This window comes from Chryseobacterium lathyri, assembly GCF_019970085.1.
GTDB lineage: Bacteria > Bacteroidota > Bacteroidia > Flavobacteriales > Weeksellaceae > Chryseobacterium > Chryseobacterium lathyri.
In genome coordinates this window covers 544,755-561,765 of sequence record NZ_JAHXYG010000001.1, presented here as the reverse complement: position 1 = coordinate 561,765, position 17,011 = coordinate 544,755, and the positions used below count along the sequence as shown (strand labels likewise).

17 protein-coding genes are annotated in these 17,011 nt (G+C 37.1%); 2 read left to right on the top strand and 15 right to left on the bottom strand.

The features are described 5' to 3' along the window. Positions 1 to 107: 107 nt before the first annotated feature. Positions 108 to 1,466, top strand: coding sequence for an NADP-specific glutamate dehydrogenase (gene gdhA / locus LC418_RS02630; RefSeq protein WP_223558007.1), 1,359 nt, complete (start codon positions 108 to 110; stop codon positions 1,464 to 1,466). Positions 1,467 to 1,625: 159 nt separating this feature from the next. On the opposite strand, the gene LC418_RS02625 is transcribed toward gdhA, so the two are convergent. The 5 genes from LC418_RS02625 to LC418_RS02605 form a co-directional block, all read right to left on the bottom strand. After that, positions 1,626 to 3,146 (bottom strand): amidohydrolase family protein, encoded by a 1,521-nt coding sequence (locus LC418_RS02625; RefSeq protein WP_223558006.1) that lies wholly within the window; start codon positions 3,144 to 3,146, stop codon positions 1,626 to 1,628. 104 nt (positions 3,147 to 3,250) lie between these two features. After that, the gene (locus LC418_RS02620) at positions 3,251 to 3,991 is read right to left on the bottom strand and encodes a LytTR family DNA-binding domain-containing protein (RefSeq protein WP_223558005.1); all 741 of its coding nucleotides are present in this window, start codon (positions 3,989 to 3,991) and stop codon (positions 3,251 to 3,253) included. Positions 3,992 to 4,143: 152 nt separating this feature from the next. Beyond that, complete coding sequence (locus LC418_RS02615) at positions 4,144 to 4,479, bottom strand: hypothetical protein (protein WP_111954229.1); 336 nt, start codon at positions 4,477 to 4,479, stop codon at positions 4,144 to 4,146. A gap of 115 nt (positions 4,480 to 4,594) precedes the next feature. Continuing rightward, positions 4,595 to 5,083: a YkgJ family cysteine cluster protein gene (locus LC418_RS02610; protein WP_223558004.1), complete on the bottom strand. Its 489-nt coding sequence runs from the start codon at positions 5,081 to 5,083 to the stop codon at positions 4,595 to 4,597. Then, the gene (locus LC418_RS02605; RefSeq protein WP_223558003.1) at positions 5,084 to 6,061 is read right to left on the bottom strand and encodes an ion channel; all 978 of its coding nucleotides are present in this window, start codon (positions 6,059 to 6,061) and stop codon (positions 5,084 to 5,086) included. Positions 6,062 to 6,212: 151 nt separating this feature from the next. Between LC418_RS02605 and LC418_RS02600 the strand changes: the two genes are divergently transcribed. Continuing rightward, positions 6,213 to 6,593, top strand: coding sequence for a group III truncated hemoglobin (locus tag LC418_RS02600; protein WP_223558002.1), 381 nt, complete (start codon positions 6,213 to 6,215; stop codon positions 6,591 to 6,593). 38 nt (positions 6,594 to 6,631) lie between these two features. Here LC418_RS02600 and LC418_RS02595 read toward each other — a convergent pair whose 3' ends face one another. From LC418_RS02595 to hflX, 10 genes are all read right to left on the bottom strand, one after another. After that, on the bottom strand, positions 6,632 to 7,702 hold the full coding sequence (locus LC418_RS02595) for a calcium:cation antiporter (RefSeq protein ID WP_223558001.1): 1,071 nt from the start codon (positions 7,700 to 7,702) through the stop codon (positions 6,632 to 6,634). Between the two features lie 237 nt (positions 7,703 to 7,939). After that, entirely contained in the window at positions 7,940 to 8,278 is a 339-nt protein-coding gene (locus tag LC418_RS02590) for a DUF6122 family protein (protein WP_223558000.1), read from the bottom strand. A gap of 34 nt (positions 8,279 to 8,312) precedes the next feature. Then, positions 8,313 to 9,548, bottom strand: a complete 1,236-nt coding sequence (locus LC418_RS02585; RefSeq protein WP_223557999.1) for a hypothetical protein — start codon at positions 9,546 to 9,548, stop codon at positions 8,313 to 8,315. Then, positions 9,549 to 11,492 carry a hypothetical protein gene (locus tag LC418_RS02580; RefSeq protein ID WP_223557998.1) on the bottom strand — a complete coding sequence of 648 codons (1,944 nt, stop codon included), beginning with the start codon at positions 11,490 to 11,492 and terminating at the stop codon, positions 9,549 to 9,551. Between the two features lie 94 nt (positions 11,493 to 11,586). Further along, entirely contained in the window at positions 11,587 to 12,255 is a 669-nt protein-coding gene (locus LC418_RS02575) for a hypothetical protein (protein ID WP_223557997.1), read from the bottom strand. Between the two features lie 85 nt (positions 12,256 to 12,340). After that, positions 12,341 to 13,060: a DNA alkylation repair protein gene (locus tag LC418_RS02570; protein ID WP_223557996.1), complete on the bottom strand. Its 720-nt coding sequence runs from the start codon at positions 13,058 to 13,060 to the stop codon at positions 12,341 to 12,343. Beyond that, complete coding sequence (locus LC418_RS02565) at positions 13,057 to 13,701, bottom strand: DUF4919 domain-containing protein (RefSeq protein ID WP_223557995.1); 645 nt, start codon at positions 13,699 to 13,701, stop codon at positions 13,057 to 13,059. Before LC418_RS02565 ends, LC418_RS02570 begins: the two co-directional genes overlap by 4 nt. Positions 13,702 to 13,723: 22 nt before the next feature. After that, entirely contained in the window at positions 13,724 to 15,007 is a 1,284-nt protein-coding gene (locus LC418_RS02560) for a cation:proton antiporter (RefSeq protein WP_223557994.1), read from the bottom strand. Positions 15,008 to 15,020: 13 nt separating this feature from the next. After that, positions 15,021 to 15,653 (bottom strand): DUF4919 domain-containing protein, encoded by a 633-nt coding sequence (locus LC418_RS02555; RefSeq protein WP_223557993.1) that lies wholly within the window; start codon positions 15,651 to 15,653, stop codon positions 15,021 to 15,023. Continuing rightward, entirely contained in the window at positions 15,653 to 16,879 is a 1,227-nt protein-coding gene (hflX, locus tag LC418_RS02550; protein ID WP_111954410.1) for a GTPase HflX, read from the bottom strand. Before hflX ends, LC418_RS02555 begins: the two co-directional genes overlap by 1 nt. Positions 16,880 to 17,011: the final 132 nt, after the last annotated feature.

The following is a 17,011-nucleotide window of genomic DNA, read 5'->3' as shown; positions in this document are numbered from 1 at the left end:
TAATATTTCGAAACATTATTATTTAATTTTTAACAATGTTGAAATACAGTATTGTGAATCTTGAAAAAAAAATTAAATTTGTTGACAATAATATTCAACCCTAATATATGGAACAATATAATATTGACCAGAAAATCCAGGAGTTTATTGCCAAGATTGAAGCAAAAAATCCTAATGAGCCAGAGTTTTTACAAGCCGTAAAGGAAGTAGCTGTGACTGTAATTCCGTTTATTATGACCAAGAAGGAATATACAGGAATGAAGCTGCTGGAGAGAATGGCTGAAGCTGAAAGAATCATTATCTTCAGGGTTCCATGGGTTGATGACAAAGGAGAGATCCAGGTAAACAGAGGTTTCAGAATCCAGATGAACTCTGCGATCGGACCATACAAAGGGGGAATCCGTTTCCATCCTACTGTAAACCTTTCAGTTCTTAAATTTTTAGCTTTCGAGCAGGTATTTAAAAACTCACTGACGACTCTTCCAATGGGAGGAGGTAAAGGAGGTTCGGATTTCGATCCGCAAGGAAAATCTGATATGGAAGTAATGCGTTTCTGCCAGGCTTTCATGACTGAGCTATGCAAGCATATCGGTCCTGAAACAGATGTACCTGCAGGAGACATTGGTGTAGGAGCAAGAGAAATTGGATATCTTTTTGGACAATACAAAAAAATAAGAAACGAATTTACCGGAGTCCTTACAGGAAAAGGTCTTGCTTACGGAGGTTCACTTATCCGTCCTGAAGCTACGGGATACGGTGTGGTATACTTCGCGGAGCAGATGCTTAAAACAATCAACGAGACTTTCAAGGATAAAACGGTAAGTGTATCAGGTTTCGGAAACGTAGCCTGGGGAGTAATCAAAAAGGCAACTGAGCTTGGTGCTAAAGTGGTAACAATTTCTGGCCCGGACGGTTATATCTATGATAAAGACGGTATCAGCGGAGAAAAAATCGATTATTTGTTAGAACTTAGATCTTCCGGTAACAACAGAGCTGAAGATTATGCTAAGAAATATCCTTCTGCTGAATTCCACGCAGGAAAACGTCCTTGGGAAGTGAAATGTGATGTAGCATTTCCTTCTGCAACCCAAAACGAGCTGGATCTTGAAGATGCTAAAGTTTTGGTAGAAAACGGATGCCTTTGCGTTACTGAAGCCGCAAACATGCCTTCTACTTTAGACGCCATCAACTATTTCTTGGATAATAAAATATTGTTCTCACCTGGTAAAGCTTCCAATGCCGGAGGTGTTGCTACCTCAGGTCTTGAGATGACGCAGAACTCTATCCGTCTTAACTGGACATCTGAAGAGGTTGATGCAAGACTGAAGGAAATTATGATCGGAATCCATAAAGCTTGCAGAGACTATGGAAAAGATGAAGATGGCTACGTAAACTACGTGAAAGGGGCAAATATTGCCGGCTTCGTGAAAGTTGCGGAAGCAATGCTGGCTCAGGGAGTGGTATAAAAATAAATAAAGGTTGGGAAAATTCCCAACCTTTTTTGATATAGCCTGTTCCCGGGATAATGGGAAAAAAGTAAAAAGTGAAAGGAGAAAGCGCAGTACATGTTACAGCGCTTTTTTTATTGTATCAGATGTAAAAAATTAAAACATTAATGGATATCTTCATTTCAGGTATTCATCAATTTCTATATTCCTGTTTTCATTGTTGCCATCCTCGATAGCTTTCAGAATCATTTTAATTTGAACTTTACCAATTACATGTTTATTAAAAAACACATACTCGATAGCTTTTGTATTTCTGATATCTTCCAATGGATTTTTAGAAAGGAGCACCAAATCTGAATAGTAGCCTGCTTTTATCTTCCCGGTCTTGCTTTTCATCCATTCACCAGGCTCCACCGTAGCAGAATAGATGGCCTGTGAATTGGTCATTCCGGATTGAGATAAAGACTCTAATTCATCGTGAAGAGCAAACCCGGGAACAACCGTGGCAACATTAGCATCAGTTCCGGCCATAACAGGGATATGATGATCTACCAATGCTTTGGTCATGATGTGAATCGCTTCCACATAGGTCTTCCAAAACGTCAGTGATAATTTTTTTGCTTCAGGTGTATCTTTTCCATCATATTCATAGCCATTTTTACCGGGTAACCAGCCCATTTTGTACAATGGCGTTCCTTCAATAATTTTGGGATTAGCATATTTTAATTCTATTACTTTAAGCTTAGATTTTAAATCAAACCGCTGGGCTAAAAAGCTTTTGCACAACCAAACGGTTGAAGTAACACTTACCTTATTTTCTTTTAGTTTTTTGGCGATCTGATGTGACCGTATTTTTAAAAAACGGAGATATTCTTCGGGATTTTTAGAAATTGATTTTCCGAATTCATCAATTGTTTTAACGGTTATCTCTTCAATATGAGCGACTTCCTTCTGTCCTGAGTGAGAAAAGGTTTCTAAATCAACCAACGGTATGTGCCCAATAACCGGTATCTTATTTTCTTTAGCTATCTCTATTGTTGTTTTAAACATTTCCGGATTCACAAAGCCGTACATTTTGATGGCATCATAGCCCTGCTCCTTTATTTTCTTTATGGCTTTTTCCGCATCTTTTTTATTGGAATAATTGACGGACTGTCTTGTCCAGCTATAATAATAACCCGCCAGACCCACCTCACTAAATATAGGTGGTGAAGCAACAAACATCCTCGGCCCCAAACCGTTTTTCCGTATTGATTTCCGCCATTCTAAAATCTTCGGATTCCCGGCCATTTCCCTGATGTAGGTAACCCCATTCGTCAGATACAAAAACAAATCATTTTTACTTTCTTTTACATGAACATGGCTGTCTACAAGACCCGGAATAAGATACTTTCCTGTACCGTCAATGAGGGTAGCATCCTTATTCACGGGTTGATTGGCGCCAAGCTGAAGAATGAGTCCATCTTTCATAAGGACATTCTGGTTTTTAATAAAATGAGTACAATCTTCTGAAAGGACATTGACATTTCTAATTTGTACTAATGGTGATGGCTTAATAAATGAAGAAAAGTTAATAACCCGGGTAGATTTACCCAGGACTTTATTGAGTTCATGATCTGCCCATAAAAAAATACAGCCCATCATGCACAATCCTATTGCAGATGACCATACAATTCTCCTCATCCAAAGCTTTTTCATACAATATTTATTCTTAATCTGGAAGGCAAAATAAAAACAAAAACACCGTTCAACAAGGTGATATGAAGGATTAGGGATGAAATACGCGGTTTTAGGTACGGAAATTATAAGGACAATAAATGTTCTCTGTAATTTTTAGAGACAGGAAGTTCAATTTGAGTAAGCGAAATGGTATCCGCATTTTTCCAGGCCTTAAAATGAGAAGGATTGATGAGGTGTGAACGATGAACCTGAATCAAAAAATCAAAATCATTCTGAATCTTTTTAAGCGTGCTGCGAATGAGTTTTACCTTAACTTCATTTCCTTCTACAAAGAAAATCTCAACATAATTCTGAGCATTGGAAACACAAATCAGCTCATCCCTTTTAATTTTTAAAATATCCAGCTTATTGTCTCCCCTAATGATGATGGTGTCATCCTGTGCAGGAATTAATGAAACTACATATATTCTTGCCAAAACTATGATGGGCGTTGAAATCAAAGCTGATTTAAGAATGATGGTCTCTAAAAATTTGATAAACCCATATCCTCCATTCAAAATAGGGCTCTTATAAAAACAATATGTGCCTATCCAAAAAAGAAATTGAAAAAAAACAATGCTTATTAATTCAAACCTAATGTTCCATTTTGCCAGTTTCCCGTAAACCTTTTTCTGCAGCAAAGCAATAACCCCATAACACAGAAATGCAATGATGCTAAATCCAATACTAATAATGATCCATACCTTAAAACTAATGGTTCCGTCGTCAAACGGTCTGATAAAAAAAGCAAAAATGAAAAGCCACATACTCAGGAAAGCTCCTATCAGTAAGTGATGCTTAAGGGAAGGGTTTAATCTTTTCATTGAATAAATCAGCTTGGCCCGAATGATCCGGATCTATAATTACATCTGAAATATACGTAAATAATATACGGGTTGATTACTTCAATTAATGGATAACAAAAAAATCCCGAGACATTTGTCCCAGGATTCCCTTTCTACTTTGCTCAATATTACTACTTAGATGACTTTGCTTTTTTCTTAGCTTTTCTTTCTGCTTTAGTTGTTTCTGAAGGTTTCGTAGCATCTGTTGCTGTTTCTGCACTTACTGTTGCCGTAGCATCAGCTGTGGCAGCCGGAGTTGCTGCTGCATCTACCGTAGCCGTTGCTGTGGTATTTTGTGGTTGAGCACTGGCATCAGTAGTAGTACTTGTCTGGGTGTTCTGCTGTTGAGTCTGAGTGGTCTGGTTATTAGACGTATCGGCTGGTTTTTGTGGTTGTGTCTGTGTTTGTGCCGATACTGCGATTACACCGACTAAAGTAAACGCTGCAGTTAAAACTAATTTTTTCATAATGTAATATTTTAAATGATTGTTTAACTTAAACGACACTCTTTTTATTAAATTATGTGTAAAGTTCTTATTTAACGTACTTTATCATTATTTAAGATATTTTACAACAGAAGGTTTACTTTGCAATATTCTTCATCATTTTTTCCACAAACTCAAATGCAGCCGGACATATGACGGTGTTTTTCAGCATTAAATTATTGATCTGGTAGATCTTTTTACGGTCTGTGTGCGGATATTCCCGGCAGGCTTTGGGCCTTACTTCATAGATGGAGCAGGTATTGTCATTATTCAGGAAAAAGCAGGGAAGATTCTGGAGTACCTTATCATTATCTTCATCCACTTTTAAAAACTTAGCTTCAAAATCAGCTTGCTTCATTCGCAGGTGTTTTGAAATACGCTCTATGTCTTTTTCCGTATATAAAGGTCCGGTTGTTTTACAGCAATTAGCACACTGAAGGCAATTCACTTCATCAAAGACTTCATCATGGGTTTCCTGAACAATATAATCAAGATTCTTGGGCGGTTTCTTTTTCAGTCCGTCCAGAAATTTTTTATGCTCTTTCTGCTTTTGTAAAGCCTGCTTTTTATAGAAGTCTAAATTCATTTATTCTTTATCTTTATCTCCTGCTATAGGCGGAAGATCTGTTTTTTGATGGTCATTAATTTTATCAAGGTCCAATATTGTTGTAAGATCATTATTGTCCGGATAATACATCAGGGTAAATCTTGCTCCGTAAACAATTTCTGCCGACACATAGGAAGATCTCTGGACTACTGTATTGGAAAAGACTTCATCAAATGCGCGGACCTGAACAATGATCTCAATATCCGTGTTCTTAAAATCTTCTTCAGAAAACCCGTAAAACGGCGAATCTTCCTTGATCTCATGCACAACGGTCCAGTTCAGCGCCAAAGTATTGATTTTGCTCAGATGGGTCTTTAAAGAATAAAAATTACTTTTCGGAGTTCCTTCTTCGATCACTTCAATAGCTGCTGAAACAATAACATCAGCATCCGTCAAAGCATTATTTTTATAAGGAGCCAGCCTGAACATTAAAGCCCTTGATTCTTTAAACGGAGCAATAACGGCTATATCTGAAAACCGGAGGTAGGCTCTCGGCCTTGAAAATCTTCCGTAAAAAAGCCCGGTTGCAATAGCAAAGGTAAGCAATCCCAGAAAGGCTTCAAAAGTAGCCACCAAGCTTGCCATAAAGCCTACAGGAGCAATCCTCCCATACCCTACCGTGGTAAAGGTCTGCGAGCTGAAGAAAAATACATCAATGAACTCGTTCAGTGGATCGCTTTTATCAATTCCGGTAAGATGCTCTACTCCAATAAGATAATAAATCATTGCGAATACAAGATTAATCAGGACGTAAGCAATCACCAGATAGGATAAGAAACGGAAAGTAGACAGGTTCAGCATGGTATGATACCAGCTAAGCCTATTGAATACATTCACGCCTCTCCGTTTTACATTCGGAAGCCCGTCCTTATTGATGAATCTGCCGGAAGCATTGCTACCAAAGCCACTGTTTTCAGTATTTTTCTGACGGATTTTCTGTCTGAAGCCTCTAGCCATATATTATTTTATTTGTTGAGGTAACTGCAAATGAGCAAATTCACTTTTACCCATTCTCCCCTTTTACAATGCAAAGATAAAATATTGTTTTCATGAAATTTATCAAGCTGCTGATTGATTTTTTAATTTGATTTTGCAGTACATTTGAAGTATGAAAAAACTGGAATCAAGAGAGGATATTGAGCATCTTGTCAATTCATTTTATGCCAAAGTCGTTAAAGATGAAACGATTGGTTTTTTCTTTAATGATGTAGCCAAAGTAGACTGGGACAAGCACCTTCCGAAAATGTATTCATTCTGGGAGTCTATTCTTTTTGGACAGATGAGCTATAAAGGAAATCCTATGGCTGTTCATTTTCCAATCAATGAAATTCAGTTTATGGAGCAGAGACACTTTGATCAGTGGCTGAAGCTTTGGAGAGAGACCATTGAGGAGAATTTTGCCGGGGAAAATGCAGATATGGCCATTTACAAATCTGAAAATATCGCCAGGCTGATGGCTTATAAAATGGAACTCGCCAGGAGACTGTGACACGGTCGAGAGTCAGAGCGTTGGGTGGTGAAAATTGATTATGGGACGATAACCGTAAAAATATAGGCTGCGAGATTCACCAATAAAACAGTTCCGTACAGAATATTCGTTTTCCCACGGCTTAAGGAAAGCATTACAATAAATACAGATAAGGACAGCAGGATGATATCCTTTTTATCGAGCCCCAATACCAACGGGATGTCATAGACGATACAAACAGTAGATACAGCCGGAATTGTTAAGCCAATACTTGCCAAAGCAGATCCTAATGCCAAATTTAAGCTGGACTGTATTTGGTTGCTTCTTGCCGCACGTATGGCAGCCACTCCCTCAGGAAGAAGTACAACCCCTGCAATAATTACCCCTACCAAAGATTTCGGAGCGCCGATACTTTGTACCATCCCTTCGATGGTTCCGGAAAGCCCTTTGGCCATCAACACAACAATTACCAGACAAACTACCAGAAAAACAAAGCTTATAAGTGTCTTTTTCAACGACGGAATATAATGTTCTTCCGGATGCTCATCAGGAACAATAAAATAGCTTCTGTGGCGTACGGTCTGTACCATCAGGAAAATTCCGTAGATCACGAGACAGGCAATGGAAATAAAAACAAGTTGTGCTTCGTTGTAGAAAGGTCCGTTGACACTTGAGGTAAAGTTGGGAAGGACAAGGGTAAGAACAAGAATTGAAACAATACTTACCAGATAGGTCGTAGCTGAAGTTCTTGCAAAAAACTGTTCATGATATTTTACGCCACCTATAAGAATACAAATCCCCAGAATTCCGTTAAGAATAATCATTACGGCAGCAAAAACGGTATCTCTGGCCAGCGTGATCGCCTGATCTCCGCCGGCGACCATCAGCGAGATGATGAGCGCAACTTCAATAATGGTGATACAGAGTGCCAGAATAATTGTTCCAAAAGGTTCTCCTACTTTATGAGCCACCACTTCTGCGTGATGTACTGCGGATAAGACACTTCCGGTAAGCAGGATTCCTGCAAGAACATCATATAAAATTCCGGTTCCCATCAGTCCGGAAAAGTAATACCCTACAGCAAGGACAGGGAAAATATACGTATAATGTAAAAATTCTTTCAATCTCATAAAGTGTCTACAAAATACAAAAAATCTATGAAATTTGAAATATCAAAAGAAAATATTAATCATATTTTAATCTAATACGTAAGAAGTCTGAAGTTGGAAGAGCGAAGTTATTGAGGTCATAAAGGATGACCACTCCTTTTTATTCTTTTAAATCCTACTTTGTTAATTTACTACCACCGCAATTGATATTGAAACTGAATATTAACTTCCAGCCTCTCTCTTCCACTTTCCTTCCTCTTAGTGCATCCACAGGTTAAAATCCAGAAAATCTGTCAGCATATGAAATAAAAGACCAATGGCCACAATTCTGATATTACCTTTAAAAAAGAGCAGCAAAAAATACACCGCAATAGCATAATAGGAATGTAAAATGTGAAAACCTATACTATTTCTTGACGGATCAAAAACAGGATTGGCAAAAATATGGTCCAGATCTACGAGCATGGTAGCCAACATAATAAGATAAGCTTTCTTCCAGTTTTTGCGGAAAAAGATAAGGGCTATAAAAACCGGAAAAACCAAATGTAAAAAGTAGTGTGTGAATGTTTTAAGTAATACAGTGTCAGATAAAGTCATTAATAATCAGTCAGTTTTTTAGGATTATAGATTCCTACCATCTTAAAATTAATGGTAGCTCTGCCTTCTTCGCTTTGATTTTCAGCCAATAACCGTTTGCTTTATTCCCGTAAAAAATATAGTCTATATCAGAAAGTATTTTTTTCTCTGCTGGTGAGAAAATACTTAATGAAGAGATTAGCATCGGGCTGTTTCTGACGAAGATATAATTTTCTTTGAGCTTTGGGGATAACACGATCGGTTTTCTGGTAGATTTTATTATAAAATTCCCTTCACCTCTCTCTATCTGATTAGGCTGAAAAGGGATCGCAGTAAACTGATCCTGGGCATTAAGCCATTTTTGATGCTGAAAATATGCCCATGCCCTTTCAGGAGAAGAACTTTGAAGATTGATCACATAATTAGGCTGAATAATTTTCTGAAAGGTCTTTTTCTCTATTTCATTAAAATTATCATCATAGCCGTAGCTGATGATGGTATCATTCACCTGCTCGAGATCAGCAGTTGCTTTAAAATAACTGATTTGGGCAGAATCCGCGAAGGCTTTATCAAAAAGACGAGCGTAATTCTTCACATTACGGGCATCCAGCTCTATCTCTAAAAAATGATTTTTCTTCTGAAGATCTTCCACAATGGAAGCTAAAGATCCGGTTTCCGATGTGTTTTTTATTTCAATTTCATCGGATTTTAATTCAATGGAAAAATTCTGAATTGTTTTTCCTGAAATGAAAGAAACACTTCCTAAAGCATTATTGATCAACTGATCTGCATTCAGTGCCCTTTTTTCGGAGGAATGAAGCTGCTGGCTAATATTTTCAAAACCTGAAGCGGAACTTCCTATGAATCCGTTTTCGTCTTCTATTCTTACAAAAATCTGATCTTTTTGAAAGACGTTTTTTCCTTTGCTGATAAACTGATGATTCTTTAAATAAGTCAAGAATTTTTGTGGGTCTTTTAATTCAACCACACTGTACCATTCTGAGAATCTGGTGCCTTTGAGGTGGAAAATCTGCAAAAAATCCGGGGTTTTGATTCCTGAGTCTTTTAATGAAATCGTTTTTTTATCTTTCTTTTTACTCTCTGTCCATTTTGAGGGATGGGCAATGAAGCTTGAAATATATTGTCCTGTTAATCTTTTCACATCGATCAAAACAACGACATCTGCATTTTCAGGAACAAATTTTAATGTTTTGTTTTTATAGAAAAATACAAAATAGAGCGCAGCAGCGAGTAAAAGGGTTAACGGGACAATAATTTTTTTCTTCTTCATTTATAATATTTGAGGCTTTTTTTCTTCTTCATTCATTTTAAAGATCTCATCGAACAGGTCAAAGAAGTACATTAAGCTGTTTTCTGAAGAATTTTTAATATTGTAGTCTATTTCCGTTTCTACGCTTTCTCCTTTCACCTCTGTTTTATAATACATTTCACCCACATTTTTTCTGAAAAGATCTAATGATTTTCTTTCCGAAGGAGTTTTAAATTCTTTTTCCAAACCAATTAAAAGTTTCTGAACATCCAATCTTCCGGATAAAGGATATTTGGAAGAATCTTTTGCCCATTGCTTTGAGATTTCGGACTGGCCTTGAGGGGTAAGATTTTCTGTAGAGCTCGTAAGATAAACGATACCCTCTTTTACAACGAAGTACAGCTGATCCATATATCCGTCGCCTTTCTCATCCTTAAAAGAGTATATATTTCCGGTTTTTGAGAATTTCTTAGACAAATGCTTATTAGTGGACAATACGTTAAAAACACGGTTCCAATAGCCTTCGTTTTCTGTTGCAAAAGCAAAGGTAAAATTGGGAACCGCCACCTCTTTGGTTTTCTTAACTTCTTTTTCATTGTAATCATCATCATATTCGTAATCGGTATAGTCTACTTTTTTGGACTTTAATTCATTCAGAACAAAGATTCCGTTTCCCGGGGCTATTTTAGTGATGGCTTCTTCATCCAGAACAATTTTCATGGTTTCCATCATCAGCTCCATTTCTTTTTTATATTCGCCGTCTCCCGTATCCTGAAGAAGGTCATACATCATATCGAAAGACTTGGCTCCGTTGACGTTAATCACATAGTAACCAATGCTTTTTTCGTTGATCAGTGCTGCCAGCTTTTTGTTTTTCTTTCCTTTATAAACAGAGGAAATGGTTTTCTGTATTTCCGGATTTTTATGCTGATAATTATTGACAAGCTTTACTTTATCTTTGTCAAAATACAAATTGTAATAGGAGTTTGAATCGTATGCATTTCTTAAAAACTGTCCAAATTTAAAACGCTCCATCATTTTTCCATAAACCCCATCATTGACCATTCTTCCGTAATCTGTATAAACATAGGCATCGGAATTAGGATCTCTGAACGTAAGCATGGCTTTCGGAACTTCAATTTCTAAGTTTGAGCTGAAGTATTGGTCGAAACGCTCTTCCGCAATTTTCTTTACAATCTTGAAGTTTTCAATACGCACAGAATCCAGTTCTTTCTGGTATGCCGAATCTATTTCAGCTTCTGCATATTCCTCTTCTTTTGGATACACTTCGGCTTCCCCTTCAGAATGCTGGGTATCTACGTTTTCCTTTGGATATTTGTGATTCTTTTCCAGGTACTTGATATCTTTCTGAATTCTGGTAATTTCCTTGTTATTCTCCCTGATATTGTCTTTTAAATATTTAATATCTTGTTTCAGACTTATTATTTCTTCCTTATAATCAAAAGGCTTTTCCGGTTCTATGGTATAAGCGCTGTCCACAGCAACAGCCACACTGTCTGCAGCGGTTGCAGCACTATCCAGTACAATACTAGAAGACCAGGTATCTTTATACGGTTTGGTATAGTTTACCATACTCAAAACAGCACGGTCATTATTCCAGGCAACAAAAATATGATCATCTACATCCACATAAGAATAATTCTTTTTCTTTGAGATCTCCAATCCTTTTTTCTTGGTAGAATTGATGAATTCCTGGAACTTTTCTTTGTTATCTACAATAAAATGTGTGGTATACGTCTGTATCGAATCATTAAAACTGGCATAATGATATTGGGTAGCATCATATTTAATGCCCGTCTTGGAATAATCATTCCACGAAGATTTTTCTTTACTTTTTTTGCTTAATTCATGTAATAAAGGATTAAGCTTTTGCCAGTTGATTTTCTGGTTCAGCTGTTTCCCGTTAATTTCCATATAAAATACAGCATCAGTAGGAAGTTTCATACTTTTTTGCGAAAAAAGGAGCATAAAACCAAAAAGTACGAAAGTGATTATTTGTGTTTTTAATAATAGAGATTTCATGGTTGAGTGTTAATATTTATTGAAATAATATCGTGTTTTGTAATTGTTTTTTTTGAAAGATCAGGTCTAGAATATCCGCTTCCAATTTTACTGCTTTCTTATTCGGAGCCAATAGATATGCGCTGTTCGTCTGAGATTTTACGGTATTTTCAAACTGCATTACAGAGGTATATCTGGCATTATTGAAGATTTCTTTATCTGCCTTTCCCATTTTGTCGTAGTCCTCCTTGAAAGTATTGACTTTGTTTCTGGTCAATAATTTTTTCTGAAGATTCTGACTGTAAATTTGTGTGGGAATCATTTTACCAAGGATATTTTTGGCTTTCAGCTGTTCCAGCCCTGCATTGATATTTTCAATCTTTTTAAAATTACAGCTCAGCTTGATGATGTAGTTATCAAAATCCATTGAAGTTTTTACATTGCTGATTCCTGGAGTTGCTTTAAAAATTCTGGCCGCTTCATTGATTTTATTTTCAATTTCACTTTTTTTAGGAACTTTTTTTCCGTTAATCGTCTCCATTTTAGAAATGGAAGCCAGCCTTGTTTTGCTTTTGCTGGCATTCAGAATAATGGTATACTCTCCTGTTCCGTCGGCTTTGACATTCACTTTATCCAAAATATCAAAACAACTTGTCAGCAATAATAAAGGAAAAAGCAGTAAAAAAAGCTTCAGAAAATTTTTCATAATTGAGTTTTAAAACACAAAACTACTTAATTCCGTTTGAAAATACTTTATGGACTCTGTTATTTCACTGAAAACAGCCATTTTTTCAAATTCTGCCTTTCAAATAATCCTGTCTTACTTCCTCATCCAACTTTTCAATGGCATATCTCAGACAGGTTCTCGGCATTTTCTGATAATGTTTATTCAGGAAGCTGATGAGCTCTATTTCATTTTTCTGACCCATTTCTCTAAGCAGCCATCCGTTTGCCTTATGCATCAGGTCATGAGTATGTTTAAGGTTTTTGGTCACAAATTCTTTAGTCAATTCAAAAGAACCTTTTTTCACATAATGCATTGTACCTACTACAGCAATTCTCTTATGCCACATTTCTTCAGAATCCGAAAGATTTCTCAACAGTTCTTCCTTTCCGTTTTCAAAAGCATATCTCCCTAAAATTTTGTAGCAGCTTGAATCCACCAGATCCCAGTTATTGACATGCGGAAGATGATCCAGATAAAATTGGACAATTTCTTCTTTCACAATCTTATCCTTTGTTTTTTCAAATTTAGAGATCAGCATGAAGAGTGCAGTTAGCCTGTGCTCATGATATTTTGAAGATAACAGAACACTGAGGTCCTGCAGGCTTATCTTTGAGTAATATTCTTTAGCAACAGATCTCTGATCCGGTACTTTCACGCCTAAAAACAGATCTCCCTCACCATATTCTCCTTTTCCTGTTTTGAAGAACCTCGGGAAGAATTCAGCTTTTTCGGGAATGGACAAAACTGCTAATGCTTCTTGTATTTCTTTGATTATTCCTTTCATCTAAATCCCCCTACAAGTTTTACAAATATTTTTTTAGACCCCATTGAATAAACAGTAAGCATGCTTCCATCCGGCAAAAACTTCATATTCTGTTTAAAATCTGCAGCAGTTCCATAGCCAATCAAATTATCAATTTGGGCAATAACATCGCCAGCCCAGATCACACAGATAGGAGAATCTTCTGAACTTCCGTCTCCGCTTCTGTTAATGGTATTAATTATAGCATTATATTGGGTTACAGCCAGTTCATTTCTGGCCTTATCATCTAAAGAATCGTAGATATGTGCCATATTGCTCAATATCGCTTTATTCAACGGGTCTTTTGCATAGGCAGCCTCGGCTTTAGCCAGGATTTTCTGTGCTTTACTTTTTGAAGGTTTCTTTTCTGCAATTTTCCAGATTTTTTTGTAATCATTATTATAATCTGACATTTCATGACCGGAGCTCATAAAACGACTCCCGTAATAAAGCAAATTCATCTGTTGCTGGGTAAGGCTTTCCGGATCCTTTTTGAAGGTCTCCAAATAAGTATTGTATTGCTGAGGGTTCTCTGTAACATCCTTTTTAATTTCCTCAACATTGACCTGAGAAAAGTATAAACCAAAGCACAGAATAAAAATAATTTGAAATAATTTATTCATCTCAATTCGTGTTTTTAATTAATTAAGCATGCTCATCTGTCACAATACCCTGCGCTTCCTCTTCTTTTGCAATGGCTTTCGGATTGGCTACTTTTGCAATGGTAAGTCCCTGAACGATAATCGAGAACACAACTACACAGTAAGTGATACTTAATATAATTTCGCTGTATTCGCTTTTTGGAATAGACATGGCTAATGCTATGGAAACTCCGCCCCGGATTCCTCCCCAGACGAGAACTTTTACCGTTTGCGGACTAAATCTTGTTCGCAGGGACATAAATTTCGTAGGTACCCAGATCGAAATGAAACGGGCAATTAAAACGACTGCAATCGCCAGTAAACCAGGAACCATAAAGTGCTTTAAATCCTTGATCATCAGTAGTTCAAAACCGATGAACAGGAATAGAACAGCATTAAGAATTTCGTCGATCAGCTCCCAGAATTTGATGAGGTAATCCTGGGTAATGGATTTCATTTTGAACCTTACATTAAAATTACCCATGAATAAACCTGCGGCCACCATCGTCAGAGGTCCGGAAATATGCATCTGTCTTGCAACAAGATAGCCTCCCATTACTACGGAAAGCGTTACCAGAACAGAAATAATATAATCGTCCACCTCACGCATCAGCCTGGAAGTGATCCACCCCAGCAAAACACCAAGCAGAATTCCTCCGCCGGCTTCTTTCATCAGAAGTAATCCTATACTTTCGACACCCAGATCTACTTCTTTCCCGATGGCAAGCTGTAAAACCACTGTAAATACCACTACGGCCATACCGTCATTGAAAAGAGATTCTCCAGCCACTTTTGTTTCCAGTGATTTAGACACATTGGCCTGTTTCAGAATACTTAAAACAGCCACCGGATCGGTAGGCGAAATAAGCGCTCCAAAAAGCAGACAGAAGATAAACGGAAGCTGAATCCCTAAAAAAGGCAGCAGGTAAAACATCCCGAACCCTACTACAAATGTGGAAATAACCACTCCGGCCGTAGAAAATATCAAGACCGGCCTGAACTGCTCCTTGAGATCATTGATATTGATATGGATACCTCCCGCAAAGAGAAGGAAATTAAGCATTGCGCCCATCAGAACTTCTGTAAAGTCTATACTGTTCATTAACTTATTAAGATGCCCAAAAGTTCTCGGAAGCACTGTTTCTCCAAACATTACCAGAAAAATAGAAACTACGATGGCAATGACCATAATCCCGATGGTGCTGGGAAGCTTCAGAAATCTGTAATTGAGATAGGCAAAAATTGATGCTAATACTATTAAGGCTGAAAATGAATAATATAACTCCACTAAAGTGTTTTTTTTAATTAAGGTCTGAATAAAGTATTTTAATATAGAGCTTGCGCCCGTCTTTTTCCCAGATATCAAATGTTCCGTCTTTGGCCGGCTGTGATGCCCTTGTATAGTCTTTTCCGATATTCAGAATATTAAGCAGGATATATTCATCTCCTACAGAGTTGACTAAATAGGCTGTTTTTTCAGAGGTCCCGTTACCGGAATTCTTTATCCCTCCGGTAAGCAACCTGAACTGGCTCAGATGATGTACAAAATTATTTCCGTCTTTCCGGAAATCATAAGCTCTCAGAAGAACCAGAAGTATATCCAGATTGGTAGGATCTTTACCGTAGAGGACTTTGCCCAGCCTGATGCATTCATCGAAATTACTTTGTTTAAAAGCATCTGTAAGACTCTTGAAACTTTCATCACTCGATGAAAGTTTATCATCCCTGAAATTTCGGCCGTAATAAAGATACTGAGCTTCAATACTATCCAGGGATTTAGGATATCCTTTGTATTTAAAAATCAGCTTTTCATAATTGTAGGGAGAATCCGGATTTTTAAGATTCTTCTCAATATTTTTCAAATCAATTTCTGACTTCTGGCTGAAACCAAAAACAGAAAAGAAAATCAATAACAGGAAAAAGTGATATTTCATTAATCGTTGTTTTCTTCTTCTTCATCGTTGTCAAAATACTCGAAAAGGAAATCATTGTATGGGAATCTGGAGATATGGATCTTCATCACCTCATCGTAGATCATTTTCTTCATTTCCGGGAAATTTTCTTTCGTCAGCGCAGAAATAAATACTGTCGGATACTTAGATTTAGCCATCCATGTTTTTTTCCACTCCTCCAGAGAAACATTCTTTTTTGTAGACGGCGTAAGATCATCCTCATCTTTTTTATCGTAACTGAAGTCATCAATTTTATTAAAGACCATGATCATAGGCTTCTGATGGGCATTGATCTCCATTAACGTCTGATTAACAGATTCTACCTGATCTTCAAAGCTTTCATGGGAAATATCTACCACATGAATAAGCAGATCTGCTTCACGCACCTCATCCAGCGTAGATTTAAAAGATTCCACAAGCTGCGTAGGAAGCTTTCTGATGAATCCTACCGTATCGGTAAGCAAAAACGGTAAATTACCAATAACCACCTTTCTTACCGTTGTGTCTAAGGTTGCAAACAATTTATTTTCTGCAAAAACCTCAGATTTGGAAAGCGCATTCATCAGCGTAGATTTTCCAACATTGGTATATCCCACCAAAGCAGCACGTACCACCTTTCCGCGGTTGTTACGCTGGGTAGCCATTTGCCTGTCGATGGTTTTCAGTTTATCTTTTAACAAGGAAATCCTGTCGCGGATGATACGGCGGTCAGTTTCAATCTCCGTTTCCCCGGGACCTCTCATCCCGATTCCTCCTTTCTGACGTTCAAGGTGAGTCCACATTCTTGTCAGACGTGGTAGAAGATATTGATATTGTGCCAATTCTACTTGTGTCCTTGCGTAGGAAGTCTGTGCTCTCTGTGCAAAAATATCAAGGATAAGGTTGGTTCTGTCAAGAATTTTCACCTCTATTTCTCTTTCGAGATTTTTAAGCTGGGAAGGAGACAATTCATCATCGAAAATAATGGTTCCTATCTCGTTCTCTTTTACATATTCTTTTATTTCCTGTGCTTTTCCGCTTCCAATAAAGGTTTTAGAATCCGGTTGAGTTAATTTTTGAGTAAAACGTTTTTGAACCGTTGCACCTGCTGTGAAGGCTAAAAACTCAAGTTCATCCATATATTCCGTTAGCTTATCTTCATCCTGATTTTGGGTAATAACCCCCACCAAAACTGCTCTCTCGTAATTATGTTGTTTCTTATCTAGCATTAATTTCTGTCTATGTTTATGATTTTTACAAGATACCAATTTCAGGAAAAAAAACAAAATCATTTTTTAAATTTCCTTCTTTTTTAATGTTAATTTAAGTTTATAATATCATTCATTTGTAAAAAATTAATA